Raw genomic sequence first — 22,997 nt, 5'->3', positions numbered from 1 at the left:
AAAGCCAAATGATCGGCTCTGAAGGCATAGGGAATACGCTCTGTTTATCATTAACCAGAGCGTAGACCAAACATTCATTTGCAAAAGAACGAGTGGAACGCTTAGCGCGCTGCTACGCCGGTACGTACCGGTGCTGCATTGCGGTCGCCCAACCAGCGGAAGCCTTGCTCAGCGAGCAGTGCATCAGATGCTTCGGGACCATACGTGCCGGATGCGTAGTCATGCAGCGGCAGGCTGTTGTCCGCGAAAGCTTCCAGAATCGGTTGAATCCACTGCCAAGACAGCTCTACTTCATCCCAGTGGGCGAAGAAGGTACCGTCGCCGCGCAGTGCATCGCCGATCAGCAGTTCGTAAGCTTCTGGATCATTATCGGTACCCATCACGAATTCAGATGTCATTGGTTCCAGTTGACCCGTTTTCACATTACGACGGTTCAGTTGCAGAGTGATTTTCTCTTCTGGATTGATGCTGATGGTCAGCATATTCGGCTGTCCGTCGCAATCAATGCAGATTTCGTTATTTTGCATCGTGTTTTTAAACTCAATCACGATACGGGTCGATTTTTCTTTCATGCGTTTACCGGTACGGATGTAGAACGGTACGCCCTGCCAAGAGAAATCATCTACCCAGACGCGTGCAGCGACAAAGGTATCGGTATTGGAACCAAGCGTAATGCCCGGCTCATCTTGATAGCCCTGTACTTCGCGACCAGATACAACCCCTGCATTATATTGTGCACGCACGATATGTTTGTGCGCATCTTCTTTGGAGATTGGACGCAGTGCTTTAGCGATGTATTTTTTGTGGGAACGTACATCGTCAGCAGTATGTCCACCAGGCAGTGTCATAGCTGTCATCATCAGTACTTGCAGCATATGGTTTTGCACCATATCGCGTACCGCACCAGTATGATCATAATACCCTGCGCGCTCTTCCACACCAACAATCTCGGATGCGGTAATTTGCACGTTAGCGATGTGACGGTTGTTCCACAGCGATTGGATTACTGGATTTGCAGAGGTGAAGGATTCCATATTTTGCACCATTGGTTTACCCAGATAGTGGTCAATGCGGAAGATTTCTTCCTCAGCAAATGTTTTGCTCAGGTGCGTATTCAGCTGACGCGCCGATTCCAGATCATGACCAAATGGTTTCTCAATGATCAGGCGTTTCCAACCGGATGTCGTACCCAGTCCGCTAGCGTTAATGTTGTCAGCGATCACCTCGAAGAATTCAGGTGCAACCGACATGTAGAACATGCGGTTTTGTGGAATATTCAGCTCGGATTCGCGCTGCTCTACAATCTTCAGCAGCTCTTTGTACCCGGCGGTATCATCCACATTCAGAATATGATAGCGAATCGAACGCAAAAACGCGTCCAGCGTCTCGCGGTGATTCGGTGTATTGCGGGAAAATTCTTGCAGCGATTGCTCCACATACGTCTGGAATGTCGCGTCATTGAATGATTTGCGGCCCAGTCCGATGATGGAGAAGGCTTCCGGCATTTTGCGATCTACATACAAGTTGTACAAAGCAGGGAAAATTTTGCGTTTCGCCAGATCCCCGGTTGAACCGAACAATACAAATGTCATAGCTTCCATATCGTTTCTCCTCCAAAATGTACCCATCCCGTGTGTTCTATTAGCATTTTGCATGCTTCTGTGTCTATGGGCTAGTTGTGTACAGACCTTAACGTCCTGCCAGCTTGATACTGTTGATATAGCAACTATATCGTCAAAAAATAAACGAACCTCTCCACGAGATATGTATACAGAAACATATTTCATATGCAGGTATCGTTATAAAGTCAATCTTTCATTGTGTCTCTTTTGTGACAGTCAAACTCACAAAAATTACAATAGACCTTGTGTCGAACAATGTCAAGATAAAAATGAAAGTTTCACAATGAATATTACCATTTCCATTTCTGAATGCGGTATTTCCTTTTTATCGGTCAACCGGTTGCCTTGATGAATAGCTAAATGACTGGAATATAGCAGCGTTGACACTGTTGCCTAAACATGATAGTCTAACGTCGATTCAGCAGTGTGGTCCGTCACGACGGCGAAAATAGCTGCTCACGGTACCTTAACACGCATTTGAAAATCATATTCGCTGTAAAAGTTGCTATACCAACTATACCCCCTCACCGACTGATTATTCAATTTTAAATTATTTTTTTATAAATTTGCGATCCGTTTGGCACATGTGATCCATACATTAAGGGTGAATAACATGCATTTTGATGTAGAAAAGAGTTACACCGTATTCATTCGTGATGTCCATCTGGCGATTACCGGTTATATCAAGCAGCAGCTTGCTCCTTTCAATCTTGCCCCGGAACAGACATTTGTCATGATGCTGCTCTGGCAAAAGGACGGATTGACCCAGAACGAGATTGGCGAACGTCTTGGTAAGGACAAAACGAATATTACACGAATGATCTCCAATCTGGAAAACAAAGGCTTTATCCGCAAAATCACCTGCACGGATGATCGACGCCGCTTCAAAATTTATTTAACGGCAGAAGGAACGCGGCTGGAACAGGACGTATGCAGCATCATGAAAGAAACCGGGCGTGACCTGATGGAAGGCATCTCCGAAGAGGAACGAGCCACACTACGCCGCCTACTTGGCAAGATTAAGCAAAATGCGTATGAAGGTGAATTGGCGGAAGTCGCCAAAGAGACAGCAGATTATACCATTTGAACCGATCAGCATCAGCCTGCAATGGCGGCGCTGATCTTTTTTTTATTTTCAGTAGTAATAGCTATTCCTCCACTCCCTGCTGCTGAATCAGACGAATAGGACCATTGGAGTTGAGCGCGATCATTTGCTCAGTCATCTCCTCATGTGTATACGGCATGCCCTCTCGCAGCCACCAGTGAATCACGCCTACATAGGCGGAGCTGATATAACTAGCAATCACATCCTTATGCACCGGAAGCTGTTCATCATCCAACGCTGCAAATCGCTCCTCGTAAAAACGTGCGATATACTGCTTCATGTACTGGACAAAGTTAAACATTGCCCGCCGCTCAAACATCACCTCGAAAAAGCGCTTGTACTGAATAATATAGTTAAAAATGCGTCCGGCAATATAACGCTGCAATTCATCAATCGACTGGTGAAAGGAGCTTGCATCCCTCGCTTCACCGAACAGTTCACCTAGCAGTTCATCTGTAACCGCAAACAGCAGATGATCTTTGGATTCATAATGCAGGTAAAACGTTTTGCGATTCACAGTGGCGCGGGAGGTAATATCCTGAATCGTAATTTTCTCATACGGCTGTTGTTCCATAAGGTGAATCAAGGCATCGCGCAATAAGGCTCGTGTGCGCAACACGCGCGGATCAATGCGTTCGTTCGTTGCCTTCTGCTGAATCGTAGCAGGAACCATATTGGTCAGCTGTGGGTTGGGAGATGGCATTTTATCAGGCATAGTAAAGACCCTCCTTTGTAGGTAGATGGTGTATGGTACAGATGGATCATGAGTACTTGCACATGTTCCAATCACTTCTAAACGTCACTTCCAACACAAATACAAACGGATGATTCGTCGTTTACTCACTATAAAACAACTATCTCTACAATTAAACGACAAATGTGGCATAAGCACCATCGCTCTACATACTGGTTATTGTCACTATGCAAAGGCTGACTTATAATTCGATATGTTGCACCATATTATTTTTGAATTAATAAAATTGTGTGCAATCATTAAAAAATGGGTACTATTCTTCTTACGATCATCTTATATATTTACGATCATCTTTAAGATCACCGATATAATCCAGTGTTTATAAGACACATTGTCTTTTTACACAGGAATCTTCTCATGATTCGTATGCTTTACTTGTATCCATCTATTTAGCATTTCCCACTATATGACCTCAAGGAGAGAACCAATACGATGCAAGCTATTCCACAACTCGTCGCGCAACAGCGCACATTTTTCAATACAGGCACCACCAAATCAACAGCTTACCGTCTGGACGCTCTGCGGAAGCTAAAATCTGGGATTGAGCAATATCATCAACGCATTCTGGATGCCCTGCATACTGACCTGAACAAATCGGAAGCAGAAGCGTATGGCTCAGAAATCCGCATCGTTATGGGCGAATTGGACTTTGCTCTGGAGAATCTGGAAAGCTGGGCAGCTCCACGTCAAGTCCCTACATCTTCCGCACTGCCAGATGCAGTTAGCACTATTTATCCAGAGCCGTACGGCGTTACACTGGTCATCGCGCCGTGGAACTATCCGTTCCAGCTTGCCTTTGGTCCACTGATCGGTGCGATGGCAGCAGGCAACACAGCGGTTGTGAAGCCTTCCGAGCTAACACCAGCTGTTTCTCGTCTGATCTACGATCTGCTGACTGAGCTGTTCCCAGCTGAATATATCGCTGTTGTCGAAGGCGAAGTCGAAGCAAGCACCGCTCTGCTAAAAGAAAAATTCGACTATATCTTCTTCACTGGCAGCACAGGTGTAGGTCGCGTCGTTATGCGCGCTGCTGCTGAACACCTGACTCCAGTCACACTGGAATTGGGCGGCAAAAGTCCAAGCATCGTGCATCATGATGCCGATCTGAAGCTGGCTGCACAGCGCCTTGTACGCGGTAAATTCCTGAACGCTGGTCAAACATGCGTCGCACCGGACTACCTGCTTGTACACAGCAGTGTAAAACAACAACTGGTTGATCTGATTACTGCGGAAATCGCTGACAAATTCACAGACGATGTACTGCAAAATCCAAACTTCCCGCATATCGTGAATACACGTAACTTTGACCGTCTGACTGGATTGATGCAAGATCAGCAAGTGATGGTGGGCGGACGCTCCGTACGCGATCAACTGCTGATCGAGCCAACCTTGCTGGATAATGTAAGCTGGGATGCGCCAGTGATGCAGGAAGAGATTTTCGGACCAATTTTGCCAGTAATCGCTTATGATGATCTGAATCCACTGCTGGATGAGATCGTGAATCGTCCCAAACCGCTGGCACTGTACTTGTTTACACAGGATGAGCAGCTGGAAGAGCAAGTATTGAATACCGTATCCTTTGGCGGTGGCTGTATTAATGAGACACTGTCCCATATGACTTCGCACTATCTGCCATTCGGCGGTGTCGGTGAAAGCGGCATGGGCTCGTATCACGGGCAACAAAGCTTTGACGTATTCTCCCATCATAAAAGTGTGATGAAACGCAACGCGTAAGCGTCGTTCCAAAAGCAGCAGACCTCCTATGGTCTGCTGCTTTTTCGTTTGTATATTTATCGGCTGCTACTTATTCCTTTCTGTATCTACTTTCTTCCACTTGTCCATTTCCACTGTTATGCCATTGTCTATTGCGGCGTATGACCCTATAAAATATTGCGACTAAACCTACAAATACTATGAATATGAGGCATAAACCGCAACTGACCCTATATTGTTCATTGATTCCACCTCTCTAAACCTTTAAAATTATATGTATAAATTTATATAATAACTTCTTCATTCCACATATGGGTATATTACGTTTACCCCATCATTGATTCATCATTCTATCCAAAGAGGTGCATATCATTATGTCTACACATACCCAATCAACAGAAGATACTACGCTACTCAAACAACGGATTGAACATGCCGTGCAAAACCGGGCGGATCATACGGAGTTCGACATGCACGCCGCGCTGGAGGATGTACTGAACGGTATGGGATTATCATCCACAGACAGTGGCGGACAGATTCAATTTACAGGTAAAGACCCTATCGTTCCGAGCGTACTGCGGCTAGCCAGCTCAGCAGGGATCGGGATGGTAGCAAAATCGGTTGCTGCTGCTAATCTCTGGCGACTGCGCGGTGGGAAAGGTCAGGACATTTCGCTGGATTTGCGTAAAATTCTGCATCGTCTCTCTCCTTTTTACGATCGCAAATGGGAAAAACTGAACGGCTATTCGCCAACCAGCCCTTCTGATCCAAGCTCATCGTTTAAATTCCGCTTTTACCAAACCAAGGATAAACGCTGGGTGATGCCGCTAGAGCCGTATCCAAAGCTGAAAATCAACACCTTGAAGCTGCTGGATTGTGCGGATACACCGGAAGCAGTAGCGCAAGCGATTTCCCAATGGAACGCCCGCGATCTGGAAGAAGCCGGAGCCAAAGCTGGCGTAGTGATGCCAATGGCGCGCACAGTAGAGGAATTCCTGAATGAGCCTGCTTTTGCATCGGTCGCTTCTCTCCCTCTGGTGGAAATTGAAAAAATCGGCGATAGTGCACCAGAGCCATTGCCGCAAGGCGGTTCAGCACCACTGGATGGCATTCGTGCACTTGGCATGGGTCATGTCATCGCTGGTGCAGGTGTCGGTCGTGCGCTTGCCTTGCATGGTGCGGATGTACTGAATATCTGGCGTCCGTCCGATTGGGAAGTGGATACAACGTATTACACTGCCAATGTGGGCATGCGCTCCGCTATGCTGGAGCTGGACGATGAACCTGCTCATGCGCAGATGATGGACTTGCTGCGAGATGCGGATATTTTCTTCGCCAATCGTCGTCCATCGTATCTGGAACGTTTTGGATTGAGCCCACAACAAAGTGCGGCAGTGCGTCCGGGTATTATTCACGTCTCGGTATCGTTGAACGGTGAGGAAGGTCCGTGGGCGGATCGGATCGGCTTTGACCAGACGGCAGGTACATTGACTGGTGTAATGTCGCTTGAAGGTACACCAGAGCAGCCGCAATTGCCACCGATTCTGGTGGTCAATGACTATATCATCTCGTGGCTTGCCGCTGCGGGTGCGATGGCTGCACTGGCGCGTCGTGCAGAAGAAGGCGGTAGCTACCGCGTGCACATTTCACTTAGTCGCGTATCGTTATGGTTGATGTCGCTAGGTCTGTTTGACAAGGAATTTGCGCATCAGACTGCGGGATCAGCAGAGGAACATCTGTATTTGGACCCAGATTTATTTACAGCGGACACCGTATGTGGGCATTATCAAGGGGTGACCGATCAGGTGCATATGTCGGAGACACCGGGCGAATACAAAACTGTACTGGTTCCACGCGCGTCAGGTGAAGCACGCTGGATGAGCAAATAAGCAAATAAACGGATGCGTAGAGATGCAGCATACGTTGCGGGAAGGAATGGGGAAATCGACTCAGGTGAAGCTACGAGAATCATTTGTATTTGGATAAAAGAAAAATGCTCGTTGCTCCAAAATTTTGTGTTTCCCCGATCTATGCAATTGCATATTAGACAGTATACAATTTCATTTCTTCAAGAAGAATTTCGCTTATAATCTATATCGTTGCTTTCGCTTACAAAGCTTTTTTAATTTGCTTCAAGATCGTAATATAACATGGCAAAAGTGCAGCTGGCGGGTATTCCCAGCTGTGCTTTTTTATTATGGGATCGAACTGGTTCCACTGTAATTTTTAAGGGTAAAAAGCGTTAGCATCTACATAATGATACAGGAGGAACTTACATGCTGATTGAAGCTATTTATCATCGTCCGAAAATGAACTGGGGTTATCCGTACGATCATGAGACGATTCATCTGCGTCTTCGTACGAAAAAGCAAGATGTGAAGCAGGCATGGGCGCTAGCGGGCGACAAGTATATGTGGGAGAAGTCCAAAGAGCTGGTAGAGATGAAGGTCTTTGCGACGGATACGCTGTTTGACTATTGGGAATGCGAATTGAAGCCTCCGTTTCGGCGGTTGAAATATGGCTTCAAGCTGTCCAATGATGAGGAAACCGTTTGGATGGATGAGGATAAATTCGGCAGCGATGAGCCGCAGATGGATCGCTTGTTTGATATTCCGTTTATCAATCCAGTCGATGTGTTTACGACTCCAGATTGGGTAAAAGATGCGGTCTTTTATCAGATTTTCCCGGAGCGGTTTGCGAATGGCAATCCATCCAATGATCCAGAAGGCACACTGCCGTGGGGTGGTAAGCCGGAGTGGTACAATTTCTTCGGTGGCGATCTGCAAGGGATTATCGATCATCTGGATCATCTGACCGATCTGGGCATTAACGCAATTTATCTATGTCCGATTTTCAAAGCGACGACCAATCATAAATACGATACCGAAGATTATATGCAGATTGATCCAAGCTTTGGCGATGAGGAAACACTGAAAAAGCTGATCCATACCTGCCATAGCAAAGGCATTCGCGTTATGTTTGACGCGGTATTCAATCATTCTGGTAAAACGTTCGCTCCCTTCGTGGACGTACAGGAAAAGGGCGAGCATTCCAAATACAAGGACTGGTTCCATGTACGCAAATTCCCGCTGGCGGTGGAGGATGGTATTCCAACCTACGATACATTCGACTTCGAGCCGCTCATGCCGAAGCTGAATACCGAGAACCCGGAAGTGAAGGAATATCTGCTAGGGGTGGCGCGTTACTGGGCGGAGGAATACGGCATCGACGGTTGGCGTCTGGATGTAGCCGACGAGGTAGATCACCAATTCTGGCGCGAATTCCGCCACACCGTCAAGGCGATCAACCCGGACATTTATATTCTCGGCGAAATTTGGCACGAGTCCAGTCCGTGGCTGCAAGGCGATCAATTCGACTCTGTGATGAACTATCCATTTAAAAATGCGGTGACGGATTTCTTCATTAAAGACACAACGGATGCGCTCACCTTCTCCCATGCAATTGGCACACAGATGGCGCGTTATCAGCGTCAGGTAACCGAAGTTGCCTTTAACCTGCTGGATAGCCACGATACGCCGCGTGCGTTGACCGTTGCTGACGGCAACAAGGACCGACTCAAACTGGCTTCCCTGTTCCAAATGACCTTTACCGGTACTCCGTGCATTTATTATGGCGATGAGATTGGAATGGAGGGCGAAGGCGATCCAGATTGCCGCCGCTGTATGGTATGGGAAGAAGAGAAACAAGATCGTGAGCTGTTCGCTTACTACCAGCGCATCATCGGATTGCGCAAGCAATATGCGGCGCTGCGTCAAGGACATTTCCGCTTCCTCCATTCACGCAAGGGCAGCAACGAGCTAGTGTATGAGCGTGCAGACGAGCAAGATACATTTGTGATCGCGATGAACAGCTCTAGCGAGCCGATTGAGATCGATATTAATGTGGATTCCAATCATTGGGAAGATGTGCTGGAAGGCGAAGAATTGCAATTGGATGGCGGAAAGCTACAATACAAGCTGCCAGCATATGGCTACAAAGTGCTGCGCTGTCTGGAAAAAGACACGCATCCTGAAGGAGACAAGTAAGCGACAGATCCACTTTATGCAAAACAGATCGGATGTCATCGAACAGTATATAAAGGTTAGAGAATAAAGACTATGTTCTTCACTCTATTCTCTCTAGCATGAGGAAATCAGAGTGTACATGCAACGCATAGCAGAGCGATTACTGTTTGATGACGACCCTATATGACAACTTTAATGTGCAAGCAGGATTCCTTTTTACGAAGGAATCCTGCTTTTTTACGGATCAAGGAATGGGAATGTTATTCTTCCTGTCTAGTACATACATGCAGATCGAATTCATGTACATAGAATATGTATGCTTTTACGCTTAAAGTATTGGTGCTTGCGGTTAAATGTGATATAGTGAGACTTTGTTTTACGAACGTATAGAGAACCTTCATAGAGCGTACATTCCACCTGTATAGAATGTATATCGAACCTACAGGTAAACAGAAGGTACATTACTCCACCAGTATCATTCGTACTTCTCCCTATATTCTCACGTTGGCAGTCGCAAGCGTTGGGGCTATTTCTTGTCTACATATATTATTCCATCTTGCAGGAGGTTCCACCATCATGTCCAATTCTTCCGTGAATCAGTCTATGCTCGCCGCCTGGCTCAGCCTGATCAGCAATGTGGCACTTACCCTGCTCAAGCTCATCGTCGGTATCCTATTTAACAGTCAGGTTCTCATTGCCGATGGTATTCACAATGCAGGTGACGTGATCGCTTCTGCCACAGCGCTTGGCTCGATGCGCATCTCAGCAATGCCGCCAGATGAAGATCATCCCTATGGTCACGGTAAGGCTGAGGTGCTTGGTGCCAGTATGGTCGCGGTCATTCTGCTGCTGGCGGCACTGTACATCGGCTATCATTCGGTCATGCTGCTGTTTGAACCGCCTTCCGAGCCACATGTGATTGCACTGCTAGCCGCTGCTGTTTCGTTGATCTGGAAACTGGTGCTATACGTGTACACGATGCGCATTGGACGCGCAGCCAACAGCAAGGGCTTGATCGCTACCGCGCAGGATCATCTGGCAGATGTGTATGCGTCCGGTGCCGCTTTTCTAGGGATTGGATTAGGCTTGATCGGTGAATATTATGGCTATGGGCTGCTTGCCTATGGTGATCCGCTGGCGGGAATTGTGGTCGCTTTGCTCATTCTCAAGCTTGCTTACTCTACGGGTCGTGAGTCGATTGATATTTTGATGGAAAAAGCAGTGCATCCTGAGAAAATCGAAGCGTATACCGCTGTGTTAACGGCGATGCCGGAGGTCAAACGCATTGACCGCATTCGCGCGCGTGAGCATGGGCATTATATTGTGGTCGATGTACGCATCGGTGTAGATGCTGCATTGACGATTCAGCAGGGCCATGACATTTCGCGGTTGATGAAAAAGAATATTATGAGTTCGGATACACAGGTGACCGAGGTGCTGGTGCATTTGAACCCTTGGTATGCGAATGAGCAGTAAGGCGACGAAGCTGTCGTTTTCTCTAGTGTCAGAAAGCCGCTATATCCCTGTATAACAGGAAGTAGAGCTGACATCGTTAGCTATGTGTTGTGTTTGGTATCTATATTGCAGCAGCCCTTTGATTCCGCAACATCTAGAATGTTGGATACATTGCAGATCAAAGGGCTGTTTTTTGTTGGAATTGGATTGGATATTGGACGCTACCTTGAACATCATACGAATCCCTCTTTTTCTTATATCAGATAGATTTCTTCATGATTATACTAAATCATGTTTAAACAAGATTCCTGCGAGTTTAATATATCTCGTATGCATCTTGGTATTTTTTTAATCATTTTATATATATTTACAAGAAAGATGATTAGAAATAATCGTATGTTGATTGTTCTATCTATCATGATACACTAACTTCCCTCTGTCATTATTTGTCGCAAATAATAGTCTATTTTGCTTACTACGATATTGATATTTTTTATTTTAGATTCCTTTCCACTTCATGGCATTCCTTCCAAAAGCCACTCACTTCCCTTTATTAGCAAGGATTTCTTTGCCTTTGTCCCTTATGCACAGAGGTCAAATCAAGGCATCTTTCCATTGATGCTAGCATACATAAGGCTTAAAATTTGAAGTACCGGAACTAGTTCTAATTTCTCAGCACCATGTTCATGATATCGTTTACAATCGGATTTTTGGGAGAGGAGGTTTTTAATTTTGGAGAAGCTGACCGCCAGGCTGACGATGATGCTTCAGTTTCTGACCGGGGCGCATGGCGACTATATAACGATTCGCGATCTGTCGGATCATCTGGACGTCAGTGAAAAAACGGTCAAACGTGAGCTGCCTGCCGCTGAAGAGTGGCTGCGCCAGCATCACCTGAAGCTCATTCGTAAGCCTGGAACTGGTTTAGCTCTAGAAGGCAGCACATCTGCTCTGGATGCCGCTCGTCAGGAATTGGACGAGCAGAACCTCCGTAAGGATTACACGCGTGAGGAACGGCATTACTTCATTATTAGCGAACTTCTTCTTTCCAAGGAACCGATTAAACTTTACGCATTCGCCTCTCAGTTCAAAGTAACGGAAGGCACACTAAGCAACGATCTGGATCGGATCGCACAATGGCTCTCCTCCTTCGGCATTACCCTTGTCCGCAAGCCCGGACTGGGCGTTTACATCGAAGGTACAGAGAATAGCATCCGCTCCGCACTGGTTCATCTGCTCTACGAAAGTGTGGACGAATACCAGTTGACTCATTTGGTTCGGGATCAGCTCTCACCGGATGAGGAAACGGGACGCGTGCAATTCCACATTCGCAATCGCCTGCTCAATCTGGTCGATGATGGCATGATGGACCAGCTGCAAACGTACTTGAGCGATCTGGAACGCGAGATGCACATGAAATTAACCGATAGCGCCTATATTGGGCTAACGGTGCATCTAGCACTCGCTATCGAGCGCATCCGGCGCGGGCAACGCATTACGATTGCACCCCGCATTCTGGATGAGCTGAAGCAATTGCGCGAATTTCATATCGCACGCACGCTGGCAGAACGGCTAGAGCATTCGTTTGACATTACGGTTCCTGAAGATGAGATGGGTTATATCACCATGCATCTCAAGGGCGCCGAAACGAGACTTAGCGTCGAATCCGATTCGTATTACGAGCATGTTAGCTTTGAACTGGTCAAGCTGGCACGCGACATCCTCAAGATGGCGGAAACGGAAACCGGATTTGAGCTAAAAGGCAACAGTCGTTTGTTTGCCGGATTCATTAATCACCTTGGTCCGGCAATTGAGCGGCTGCGCTTGGGACTGGATATCCGTAATCCGCTGCTGGCGCAGATCAAAGAGCAATACGGCCCGACCTTTGAGATCGCTCGTAAATGTTCGCGACTGTTGGCAGATTTCACTCAGCGCGAAGTACCGGAAGCGGAAATCGGATATTTGGCGATGCACATCGGCGCCATGTCTGAATACGCCGCCGTCCAGCGCAAGCCGCTCAAAGCGATCATCGCCTGTGCAAGCGGTATGGGTACATCCAGCCTGCTCTCCATCCGAGTCAAGCGTGAGTTTCCATCGCTGCAAATTATCGATGTCGTCTCCTCCTCGGAGGCAGCCAGTATGGATACACGTGCGGACGTGATCATTTCCACCGTTGAGGTCAACAGCAGTATCCCGACTATTCGGGTATCGCCGCTGCTCTCGCCAGAGGATATCAATGATATTCGCCAACTGCTGTCTCGGCTAGAAATTACGGCGGAACCGCGCTCCAATGAAAAGGCACGTCCCGCCGATCCGGCAGAGCGTCTAACCGACACGCTAAGCATTCACAAGGAAACGCTGACCGGTATTCTCGATCTAACGGCTGGGCTTGTGATTCGTGATCAGTTTCACGCCCAATCGGTGCCGGATCTGATTCACCAGATTGCCAGCATGTTTACCGCTTCGGCGGAACGCGCCGATACGTTGGAGCAAGAGCTGCATGAACGCGAACGCATGGGTGAGACCGTGTTATCGCAGGATGGATTGATCTTGCTGCACTGCCGCTCCAGCGTCGTCAATAAGTTATTTCTCGGCATTATCCGGTTCTCCGAACCGATTCAGGCAGCGACCCAATCGGTTGATCTATACGCTGCCATTGTACTGCTTGCTCCGAAGGACAGCAGCAAGTCGTATCTGGAAGCGGTCAACGAAGTCAGCAAATCGCTGATCGACCGCCCCGGCTTTGTCACAAGGCTCGTCTCCGACCGGCCCTCCGGCCTGAAGTCGGAAATATCCGGCATGATGCGCGATTTATATACCCGCAAAATTGAACAATATATGATGGAGGTTGAACAAATATGAGCACAGTACATTCCGCTGCTTCTGAAAAGAAAAGCGCACGCGATCGCGTTCAGTCATTTGGACGGTTCCTAAGCTCCATGGTTATGCCGAATATCGGTGCATTTATCGCATGGGGTTTATTGACTGCCCTCTTTATTCCAACAGGTTGGGTTCCTAATGCTACATTGGCAACTATGGTCGATCCAATGATCAAATACTTGCTGCCACTGCTGATCGCCTACACCGGCGGTAAAGTCGTGCATGACCATCGTGGTGGTGTACTCGGTGCTATTGCCGCAATGGGTGTTATCGTCGGCGCCGACATCCCGATGTTTATCGGTGCTATGATTATGGGTCCTCTCGGCGGTTGGGTCATCAAGCAATTTGACAGAGCAATCGAAGGCAAAATCAAAGCCGGTTTCGAAATGCTCGTGAATAACTTCTCTGCTGGTATTATCGGTATGATTTTGGCGATCCTCGGTTATGTAGGGATCGGTCCACTGGTACAAGGCTTTACGCATCTGATTGAAGCAGGTGTTAACTTCTTAGTTGCACATGAACTGCTGCCACTCGTATCTCTGTTTGTAGAGCCGGGTAAAATCCTATTCCTGAACAACGCGATCAACCACGGTATCTTTACACCACTGGGTGCACAGCAATCTCTGGAAACAGGTAAATCGATCTTTTACCTGCTGGAAGCCAATCCAGGTCCTGGTCTGGGTGTACTCGTTGCTTACTGGATCTTCGGTAAAGGCAGTATTAAAGCTTCCGCACCGGGTGCCATTGTCATTCAATTCTTGGGCGGTATTCACGAAATCTACTTCCCTTATGTACTGATGAAACCAATCCTGTTCGTATCCGTTATTCTGGGCGGTATGGCTGGCGTATTCACAAACGTTCTGCTGCATAGCGGTCTGACAAGTGCGGCTTCACCGGGTAGTATCATTGCTATTCTGGCACTTGCTCCAAAAGGTGGCGCATTGCCGGTTATCGCTGGTGTTGCTGCCGCTGCTATCGTATCCTTCGTATTCTCTGCTATCTTCTTGCGTACCTCTCCAGTAGTCGAAGGTGACTTGGAAAAAGCACAAGCAACCTCCAAAAACATGAAATCTGGTGGTGGCGCAGCAGCTCCAGCACTGACAACTGCCGCTGATCTGCAATCCGGCAACGTACGCAAAATCGTCTTTGCTTGTGACGCAGGTATGGGTTCCAGTGCCATGGGCGCATCGTCGTTCCGTAAAAAAGTACAACAAGCGGGTCTGCCTATTCAGGTGACCAACTCCGCAGTTGATGCGATCCCTGGCGATGCTGACATCGTGGTTACTCAGCAAAACCTGACCAGCCGTGCACGCGGTAAAGCGCCAAATGCACAGCACGTATCGATCGACAACTTTATCAACAACCCGATCTACGACGAAATGATCACCAAACTGAAAGACGCAACATCTGGCAATGCTTCCTCTTCCATTCCAAAAGAAGCAGCGGGTGTACGCGAAGAAGTGAGTGAGGTTCTGAGTCACAATGCACCGCATGTGGTAGAAGATACGAAGGAAGGCGTTCCTGCTCCGGCTGGCGGCTCCCGTGTTCTTCGCAAAGAAAACATCGTACTCGGTCTGTCCAGTGAGCCAAAAGAAGACGCTATCCGCAGAGCGGGTGAACTGCTAGCAGGTGCTGGTTATGTGAAACCGGATTATGTAGCTGCTATGCAAGAACGCGAAAAAGTAGCCACTACCTACATTGGTAACGGCGTAGCGATTCCGCATGGTGTCGGTGAAGCGAAAAAACAAATTCAAACTTCAGGTATCGTAGTTCTGCAATATCCGAATGGCGTTGATTTTGAAGGCGGCAAAGCATATCTCGTTATTGGTATTGCTGGCGCTGGCGGAGAACATCTGCAAATCCTAACCAAAATTGCTGAAACGATCGAAGACGAATCTGTCGTACACCATCTGGCACAAGTAACCGATGCCGATGAAATCTACCGCACATTCTCGATCTAATCTCTACCGCAATACCCACTGTTCCCTGTGATTGACGACAAGAATTGTATTTGAAACAAGCTTTCACGGTTCAATCAGTAGCGCACAAGCTGCTGATTGAACCTGTTTATCCATAACTTGGTCTGAACACAGACGCATATTAACGGCAATCGCCGTTTTTTGCGGTTCATTTATGAAAACCGGATTATGGTTATCTGAATGTTACTGCAAACGTCGATTCCCCTATACTTATCGGAGGTGCAAGTGATGAAAAAAGCAATTCAGTTTGGTGCAGGTAATATTGGACGTGGATTTATCGGAGCATTGTTGGCGAACGCTGGATACCATGTCGTATTCGCTGATGTAAACGAGAAAATGATCGACGCCCTGAACGAACAAAAGAGCTACCAGATTCATATTCTGGATTTGGAAAAAAGCGTGGAGACGATTACGAACGTATCCGGTTGTTTATCCAATGGTCCAGACATCGTGAACGAAATTGCTTCTGCTGAGATCGTAACAACCGCGGTAGGTCCGAACGTATTGAAATTTATCGCTCCAACGATCGCACAAGGCATTGAAGCCCGCCGTGAAGCTGGTGCTGGTCCACTCAATGTGATTGCCTGTGAGAATATGGTTGGGGCGACCAGCCATCTGCAAGAGCAGGTAGAAAGCCACCTGTCCGAAGAAGGCAAAGCATATGCTCGCGAACATGTCGGCTTTGCGAACTGTTCTGTCGACCGTATCGTGCCTCCGTTCCAAGGCGATAACCTGCTGGATGTAGGCGTAGAAGCCTTCCACGAGTGGATCGTCGAAGAACCGAAGCTCAAAGGTGGCACTCCGCAAATCGACGGCATGAAGCTGACCGACAATCTGGTTGCCTACGTACAGCGTAAGCTGTTCACACTGAATACCGGTCATGCAATCACTGCCTACCTCGGATTCCTGAAAGGAATTGAGACGATTGACCAAAGCATTCAGGACGAATCGGTACGCTCCATCGTGCGTCCAGCAATGGAAGAAAGCGGAGCTGCATTGGTTCAAAAGCACGGCTTCGATGCTGCCGAGCATGCCAAATATATCGACAAAATCGAAACCCGTTTCAAAAACCCATACATTCGCGATGAAGTGATCCGTGTAGGCCGCGAGCCACTGCGTAAGCTTGGTCCTGCGGACCGTCTGATTGGCCCTGCCAATATGGCTGCTGAGTTAGGTTTGGGACGCGATCACCTGCTGCAAGGCGCAGCTGCTGCGTTCCACTACAACAACGCCAATGACCCACAATCCGCCGAACTGCAAGGTCGTATTCAAGCCGAAGGCTTGGGCGCTGTAGTTAGCGATGTTACTGGATTTGCCAAAGACAGCGAAGATTACAACAAGATCATGAGCGCTTATGAAGAACTGGCTGCTCTGAAAAAATAATTTACTTTACAAAACGCCATCAAAAAAAGATCCTGTGCCGTTGATTACGGTACAGGATCTTTTTTGAGTTTATTTCCATTTGTGCCCTATCTACAAGTTAATCGGCCTACAGCTGCAATCCAGGCTGCTCCGCTGGTTTACCAAACAGATACCCTTGCGCCAGATCGATACCGATACTGCTGCAAAAGTCGAATTCCTCGCGGCGCTCAATGCCTTCAGCCAGCACTTGGCTGCCTACATCGCGCGAGCGCTCCATGATCTGGATAATCGCCTGCTGCTTGTCCGTACTCTGGTCGCAGCCGTCAATCAACCCGCGGTCAATTTTGACGTAATCCGGTTTCAGGCGGTCGATCAGCTCAGGACGAGCGTAACCGGAGCCCACATCATCCAGCGCCACATGGATACCATTGTTGCGATACACTTCGCAAATCTCCTGTAGCTTCGGCGTATGCAGCACATTCTCCGTCTCTACCAATTCAAAGACAAAATCCTTCGGGTCTAGACTAAGACGTTCAATCGCTGCAAACGTATGACTCAAGCAATACTGTGGATTGTAGATCGACGACGGTAAAAAGTTAATGAAGCGCTTGATCCCCTTTGGCAGATGAATGGCACTCGTCTCTATCGCCGAAATTCGTGCCGCACGATCCAAAAAGGAGTGCAATCCCGTCCGATGGGCAATTTCAAACAAGCGGTAAGGCTGAAATGTCGGTCCATCCGGTGTCGGTCGTAGCAGAAATTCATACGCCACCACCTGCTCGTTGCGGTCAACGATTGGCTGCATATGACTCATGAATTTGCGCTGACGGATAATATCGACAATGTCGTAATTCTGCAGGCGGGAAATCATCACCGCTACCGGCAACCAATCCGGCTCGCCCTTATTATTGTTTTTTCCCCCAATACCCACCTGCAATTCGCTCCCCTCAATATTCGGGAGGTGAAAAATCCACTGCAAAATGTCCAGCATTTGTTCTCTTGAATCGTACTCAATTGAGCATGCGTCACGCACAATTGGACTACATTCAAAAGACTGCTGCTGAACCTGCTGCTCAAGCTCCTGAGTCAGCGGTCGCAGAGAAATCACTCCCTGATCTTCAATTGGTTGAATATAGCTACATCCGCTACAATTCATGGTGATCCCTCCGGATAGAAATATAGTAAAGGATACAAAATCGATCTGTATCGTGAATGTGCAAAACGTTTCAGCAAGAAAGCAAGCAAATGACAATCGAATAAAGCTATGGAAGCCGGTCGGAATTCAGTACAGATAGATTCCGCACCCTCGTGTCGTTGCATCGGTGTATACGTACAGTTCACAGATCAAAACGTTATCTTTCTATTTATTTCAGTCGTTAAATTAGTTATTAGGTCCTTATTCATAATCAATTAGACCTATAAATAATTGTATTTACCCGGATTGCAGTGGATTCAATCACCTTATTTAATAAGTATACCTTTTTTTCATATTCAATCGAGCATATGGCTGAAAATGATTGTTTTCTTTTATTCAAACTTTCATTTTCCTGCATAAATATTCATTCTAGGGTTATAAAAAAGCTGTGGTGCATAGAATATACACCACAGCTTGGAGGTTCAGCAGTAACGTTTGGAACTGCCGCGTTACTGGTACTTATTTTGCAGGAATCTTCACCACGTCGCCAACTTGCAATGTTGTTGGGTCCGTGATTTTGTTGTATTTCGCCAGTTCCTGCCAAGTCACACCGTATTTCAAGCTGATGCGGTACAGGTTGTCGCCGCGTTTGATCGTATACGATTGCTCACCTTTGGCTGGTGTCGTTACAGGTGGAGCCGGTTTCGCCGGTGTTGTTGCCGGAGTCGATGGCTTCGCTGGTGTTGTAGCAGGCTTGGACGGTTTGGATGGTGTTGGTTTTGTACCTGTGCCACCCGTTGTCGGCGCTGCTGCTGCACTCGACAGGTCGATTTTGTATTTTGCAAATCCATCTGCTGCGTCGCCTTCATACGTGATTGCTTCGCCAGTAGCAGCTACTGCCGATTTGGTTGTAGTCAGAGCAGTTTGTGCATTTGGAGATGTGTTAAACGTTACATCCGCATTGCCTTTGATTGGTGCAAACGACCAGTTACCGTCAGCGGTTGGGTTGATCGTTTTGTTTTCACGGATATAGTCGATGATAACCTGACGGTTCTCATCTGGAGCAGCCAGTACGATGCGTTTGCCATCCGGGTTCGCCAGCTTGGACGAGGATGCGCGATAGTTATTGGTTGCTACGATGAATTCTTGGTTTGGATCAATCGGCTTGCCGTTGTATTGCAGATTGACGATCCGGTTAGCGGATTCATTCACGACATTGCCTTTGCCATCATACTTAGCAGGCTGAGTTACATCGATTTGATATGTTACGCCGTCAATCACGTCAAAGTTGTACGTTGGGAAGTCCATATTGATCAGCGCTTGCTCACCGGACTTGGATGGATCAATCTGATTGAATTGCCCTGCGGACCATTCCAGCCAGTTCTTCACTTCTGCGCCGTTCACTTTCACCGCATATACCGTATTCGGGTACACATACAGATCGGATACGTTTTTGATCGCGATGGTACCGGCAGGAATGTCGGTGTAGTACGTTGCACCGGAACGTCCACCAGCTTTGAATGGTGCTCCTGCAGATAGAATTGGCAGACCTTCATAGTCGGTTCCCTGTAGCTTTTGCTCCAGGTACCATTTCTGTGCATTGGTTACGATCTGGATCGACGGGTCATCCTTCACCAGTGCAAAATAGCTGGTAATGCGGGATGTTGTCGTTCCAACCGGACCACGGATATAATCCAGTGTTTCTTCATGCTCAGTGTACACAGCATCAACTACACTTTGATCTGCCTGTACAAGCGCGGTTTTGGTTGTTTTGTCGTAGATTGGACGTGCTTCTACTTTGGAGCTAGTTACATTCCAATCATCGCCGTTTTGAGTCAGCTCCAGATCAATGATACCGAGGTGGTCACCCCAGAAGCCTGGCTCTACGGATGGAACACCGTTGATTGTACCTTTTTCCAGATCAACGCCTGTTTTACCGGCAAAATCGCTGCTCGGGAATACTTTGTGTGCATGACCAAACATGATCGCGTCGATGTCAGGTACTTTGCTCAGGTACAATACCGAGTTTTCCATTAGCTCGGTTTGTGGAATATCTTCAAAGCCGGAGTGAGGGACAGCAATAATGATGTCCGCGCCTTCCGCTTTCATTTGCGGGATAAATTTGTTGGCGGTTTCTACGATATCCTTCACGACTACTTTGCCGTTCAGGTTCGCGCTGTCCCACTGCATAATTTGCGGTGGTACGAAGCCGATCACGCCCACTTTCAGATCATGGGTAGCACCGCTCTCGTCGGTTACTTTTTTGTCGAGAATCAGGTATGGGGTAAAGTAGTTTTTCTCGCCTTTGCCTGTGCCGTCATCGACATAGATATTGGCGTTCACATAAGGGAAGTTCGCGCCTTTGACCGCTTTGGCAAGGAAATCGAGACCATAGTTGAACTCATGGTTACCGTAGTTACCTGCATCGTAGCCGAATTGGTTCATCGCTTTGTAGACCGGATGCACTTCACCGTCTTTGAGCGGGTTGATCTTCGCCATATAATCGCCCAGCGGTGTGCCTTGCAGCAGATCGCCGTTGTCGATCAGAACGCTGTTCTTCGCTTCATCACGTGCAGCCTTGATCAGCGTTGCTGTCTTCGCATAACCGTACTCGTCCGTCGGTTTGTCGGAATAATAGTCATAGTTGACTACGTTCGTATGAATGTCCGTCGTTTCCATCAGTCGAATCTTCACTACCGCGTTGCCTGTTGCGTCCGCTGCGAATACCGGAATCGCCGTAACGGCAAACAGCTGTAATGCCACAAATGCGCTAACCGCATTGCGAATCGTCTTTTTCCCCAGTTTCAAAATACAAAACCCCTCCCACATAAATTGAGCACGGGTATAGGCTTGATATATCGCTTTCAACAACGGTCGGTAATGCGCGGTTCAGCCGGAGCCGAGTTATGTATGAACCAGAATGAATAGGAAGTCTCTTCCCATTAAGTATTGACCGATGGTAAAATGAAAGTCGACGCAAGACCGTATGCCCTGTTACATGATAGCATTGTATACTATTGATTGACATAATTGAAGTATAATTTAAGCTTTTTTTAATGTTTTTGTAAAAATTAAACGCAAATCGTTGTTAATGTATCATATGTTGTCATAAAACCTGCTATATTGCTCTATATTTTATCCAAATCAATAATCACATCTACGTTGATTTACTGATCGAGCATTCGTATATGTAGCACAAATCCCCTTTTCCACCATGATATTCCTGCCTTATATGCGTCTCCTTTCCTATATCAAGCGAAAAGAGACGCTTTATTTTACATAAAATACAAGCGAAATTGCATCTGCTTCCAGCTCTGTTCCCCCTGCTGGACGGGATACACAATCTCCGCCCGCTGACCATACTGCACCAGCTGCGGCTGTGGCGCCTGCGCATCCACCTGAATGATCAGACCCGGTAACTGCCAGCGATCTGCTGTGATCTGCATTTGCTGCAGGTTCGCTCCTTCAATCTCAAAGACCAGCTCTATCGGTACATTGGCATCCAAGTGAGCCACAATATCCAGATTCCGCGCCTCTGTCTCCACCTGAAATGCCATCCCGCGCAGATGCGTATTCCAACTCTGTCCTACCTCGCGCCGTACCATGCGCAGCGAATATCGCTGTCCCTGCTCATCCAACCAATGTGCGGTCGCATGGTGCATCTGCCCATTCGTATTGTAGCTACCCGTCATTCCCCCGATCATCAGCCGCGGTGATAGCCATGCCTTCGCTGTACACACATGTCGGTTATGCCCCGGCAGATCACGCTCGCACAGCTCCTTAAATTGACGATATGCGAAACGCTCCTCTTGCGTCTGTCGCAGCTGATGCAGCACAGCTTTCGGTACATCCACCCCCACTAGCGCGATAAGTAGATCATGACTCGTCTCGCAATTGATGCCCGTCAGATGATGATGCGATTCCCCAAGCGCCAGATAGAGCAGCACACCGATGGAGCTGTGACCAGTAATCTCATTCTCATAGCTGCGTGCAAACGGTCCGCATATATTTTCCATAGTAGGGCTGTAAAATTCGCCAATATCCTCCCACAGCCCGTGCTCTAGCTGTAATCCGATCATGCGAAACGAATCACTCCGTCCGTACTTCCTCCACATACCCAGCACGGTCAGATCAACGCCATAATACGTACTAGAATTAAACTCCGCAAAGGAATGCAGCTCCATATAATCGTTCAGCAGTGCCGCAGCACCCTGCTCTACATGATTGATCCAGTCTAGCCGCTCATAGCGATGACCGTAATAATGGGCGATAAACAGGTGCATTAACTCGATATTCGTATTGGTCGGGATGGATTGCGAAATATATCGCTCTAGCGAGGTTGTTACTGCACGCTGCATCGCCTCATCCATTCGTGCCACCTGCTCCACAGGCAACCAATCTTCAAAATGCTCCAAAATGACCGCAAAAGTACATGCAATAAACTCGCGCCAATTCGGATCAAAGCTCTCCCATACGCGTGGAAATACCTCATCGATAGCCCGTCGAAATCCCGCCTCTATATCCGAACGTCCCTCTAGCTGGGCATACTGCACAAACCGGCGGTACACTTCAGCAAGCGCATCTTGCTGAGCATATCCATACCCCGGTGAAAAGGTTCCCCAAGCGGTATGCCCAGATGGCGGTGCTTGTAGCTCTGGTGCTGCCCGGAACGTACCTTCATAAATCTCACCTCGCTCGGTCAGCTGCGTATCCAGCACACAGTCGATGATACGGCTCGCCCTCTGAATGTCTTCTTCCTCACCACGCAGCAGTAAACCAAGCGCATAGTGACCACTTTCGCGTGTATCGTGATGCTCTCCTTCACCCCAGACCATGCCTACCTGCTGATCATATCGTCTGTCCAGCTCTTGCATCGCTTGCCGGATCAAAAACTGCTTATCCGGCGATAAGGCATGTATGTTGTTGCTCCCTTTTGTCATCTCACGGATCATCCTTTCGCAGCTTGC

13 protein-coding genes are annotated in these 22,997 nt (G+C 47.8%); 8 read left to right on the top strand and 5 right to left on the bottom strand.

All coding sequences use genetic code 11. The features are described from left to right. Nucleotides 1-101 precede the first annotated feature (101 nt). Nucleotides 102-1,601: a glucose-6-phosphate dehydrogenase gene (gene zwf, locus ABXR35_RS15115; RefSeq protein WP_367062153.1), complete on the bottom strand. Its 1,500-nt coding sequence runs from the start codon at nt 1,599-1,601 to the stop codon at nt 102-104. A gap of 634 nt (nt 1,602-2,235) precedes the next feature. On the opposite strand from zwf, the gene ABXR35_RS15110 reads away from it, so the two are divergent. Further along, complete coding sequence (locus ABXR35_RS15110) at nt 2,236-2,709, top strand: MarR family winged helix-turn-helix transcriptional regulator (RefSeq protein ID WP_367062151.1); 474 nt, start codon at nt 2,236-2,238, stop codon at nt 2,707-2,709. Between the two features lie 61 nt (nt 2,710-2,770). Here the strand turns inward: ABXR35_RS15110 and ABXR35_RS15105 are convergent, their stop codons facing one another. Next, on the bottom strand, nt 2,771-3,442 hold the full coding sequence (locus tag ABXR35_RS15105; RefSeq protein WP_367062148.1) for a TetR/AcrR family transcriptional regulator: 672 nt from the start codon (nt 3,440-3,442) through the stop codon (nt 2,771-2,773). Between the two features lie 471 nt (nt 3,443-3,913). Between ABXR35_RS15105 and ABXR35_RS15100 the strand changes: the two genes are divergently transcribed. The 7 genes from ABXR35_RS15100 to ABXR35_RS15070 all read left to right on the top strand — a co-directional run bounded on the left by ABXR35_RS15100 (nt 3,914) and on the right by ABXR35_RS15070 (nt 16,916). Further along, nucleotides 3,914-5,215, top strand: coding sequence for an aldehyde dehydrogenase (locus tag ABXR35_RS15100; RefSeq protein ID WP_367062145.1), 1,302 nt, complete (start codon nt 3,914-3,916; stop codon nt 5,213-5,215). A gap of 353 nt (nt 5,216-5,568) precedes the next feature. Continuing rightward, nucleotides 5,569-7,083, top strand: coding sequence for a CoA transferase (locus ABXR35_RS15095; RefSeq protein WP_367062143.1), 1,515 nt, complete (start codon nt 5,569-5,571; stop codon nt 7,081-7,083). Nucleotides 7,084-7,470: 387 nt separating this feature from the next. Next, nucleotides 7,471-9,240, top strand: coding sequence for an alpha-glycosidase (locus ABXR35_RS15090; RefSeq protein WP_367062140.1), 1,770 nt, complete (start codon nt 7,471-7,473; stop codon nt 9,238-9,240). A 555-nt stretch (nt 9,241-9,795) separates the two neighbouring features. Beyond that, entirely contained in the window at nt 9,796-10,695 is a 900-nt protein-coding gene (locus ABXR35_RS15085) for a cation diffusion facilitator family transporter (protein ID WP_367062138.1), read from the top strand. Nucleotides 10,696-11,406: 711 nt separating this feature from the next. Further along, nucleotides 11,407-13,536 (top strand): BglG family transcription antiterminator, encoded by a 2,130-nt coding sequence (locus ABXR35_RS15080; protein WP_367062135.1) that lies wholly within the window; start codon nt 11,407-11,409, stop codon nt 13,534-13,536. Then, complete coding sequence (locus ABXR35_RS15075; RefSeq protein ID WP_367062131.1) at nt 13,533-15,515, top strand: PTS mannitol transporter subunit IICBA; 1,983 nt, start codon at nt 13,533-13,535, stop codon at nt 15,513-15,515. The genes ABXR35_RS15080 and ABXR35_RS15075 overlap by 4 nt, the downstream gene beginning before the upstream one ends. A gap of 246 nt (nt 15,516-15,761) precedes the next feature. Then, a complete protein-coding gene (locus tag ABXR35_RS15070; protein WP_367062129.1) occupies nt 15,762-16,916 on the top strand; it encodes a mannitol-1-phosphate 5-dehydrogenase in 1,155 nt (384 codons plus the stop codon). A 106-nt stretch (nt 16,917-17,022) separates the two neighbouring features. On the opposite strand, the gene ABXR35_RS15065 is transcribed toward ABXR35_RS15070, so the two are convergent. From ABXR35_RS15065 to ABXR35_RS15055, 3 genes are all read right to left on the bottom strand, one after another. Next, entirely contained in the window at nt 17,023-18,051 is a 1,029-nt protein-coding gene (locus ABXR35_RS15065; RefSeq protein ID WP_367062127.1) for an EAL domain-containing protein, read from the bottom strand. A 498-nt stretch (nt 18,052-18,549) separates the two neighbouring features. Beyond that, the gene (locus ABXR35_RS15060; RefSeq protein ID WP_436669371.1) at nt 18,550-20,838 is read right to left on the bottom strand and encodes a bifunctional 2',3'-cyclic-nucleotide 2'-phosphodiesterase/3'-nucleotidase; all 2,289 of its coding nucleotides are present in this window, start codon (nt 20,836-20,838) and stop codon (nt 18,550-18,552) included. 467 nt (nt 20,839-21,305) lie between these two features. Next, the gene (locus ABXR35_RS15055; RefSeq protein ID WP_367062126.1) at nt 21,306-22,970 is read right to left on the bottom strand and encodes a DUF8769 domain-containing protein; all 1,665 of its coding nucleotides are present in this window, start codon (nt 22,968-22,970) and stop codon (nt 21,306-21,308) included. Nucleotides 22,971-22,997: the final 27 nt, after the last annotated feature.

Origin of the sequence: Paenibacillus sp. JQZ6Y-1 (assembly GCF_040719145.1) — a bacterium.
GTDB lineage: Bacteria > Bacillota > Bacilli > Paenibacillales > Paenibacillaceae > Saccharibacillus > Saccharibacillus kandeliae.
This window is presented reverse-complemented; position numbering and strand designations above follow the sequence as displayed.

Excerpts from the sequence above, each read along its gene's own strand:
- ABXR35_RS15110 (WP_367062151.1), top strand. The coding sequence starts at position 2,236 with ATGCATTTTGATGTAGAAAAGAGTTACACCGTATTCATTCGTGATGTC.
- zwf (WP_367062153.1), bottom strand. The coding sequence starts at position 1,601 with ATGGAAGCTATGACATTTGTATTGTTCGGTTCAACCGGGGATCTGGCG.
- ABXR35_RS15090 (WP_367062140.1), top strand. The coding sequence starts at position 7,471 with ATGCTGATTGAAGCTATTTATCATCGTCCGAAAATGAACTGGGGTTAT.
- ABXR35_RS15105 (WP_367062148.1), bottom strand. The coding sequence starts at position 3,442 with ATGCCTGATAAAATGCCATCTCCCAACCCACAGCTGACCAATATGGTT.
- ABXR35_RS15065 (WP_367062127.1), bottom strand. The coding sequence starts at position 18,051 with ATGAATTGTAGCGGATGTAGCTATATTCAACCAATTGAAGATCAGGGA.
- ABXR35_RS15095 (WP_367062143.1), top strand. The coding sequence starts at position 5,569 with ATGTCTACACATACCCAATCAACAGAAGATACTACGCTACTCAAACAA.
- ABXR35_RS15055 (WP_367062126.1), bottom strand. The coding sequence starts at position 22,970 with ATGACAAAAGGGAGCAACAACATACATGCCTTATCGCCGGATAAGCAG.
- ABXR35_RS15085 (WP_367062138.1), top strand. The coding sequence starts at position 9,796 with ATGTCCAATTCTTCCGTGAATCAGTCTATGCTCGCCGCCTGGCTCAGC.
- ABXR35_RS15075 (WP_367062131.1), top strand. The coding sequence starts at position 13,533 with ATGAGCACAGTACATTCCGCTGCTTCTGAAAAGAAAAGCGCACGCGAT.
- ABXR35_RS15100 (WP_367062145.1), top strand. The coding sequence starts at position 3,914 with ATGCAAGCTATTCCACAACTCGTCGCGCAACAGCGCACATTTTTCAAT.
- ABXR35_RS15070 (WP_367062129.1), top strand. The coding sequence starts at position 15,762 with ATGAAAAAAGCAATTCAGTTTGGTGCAGGTAATATTGGACGTGGATTT.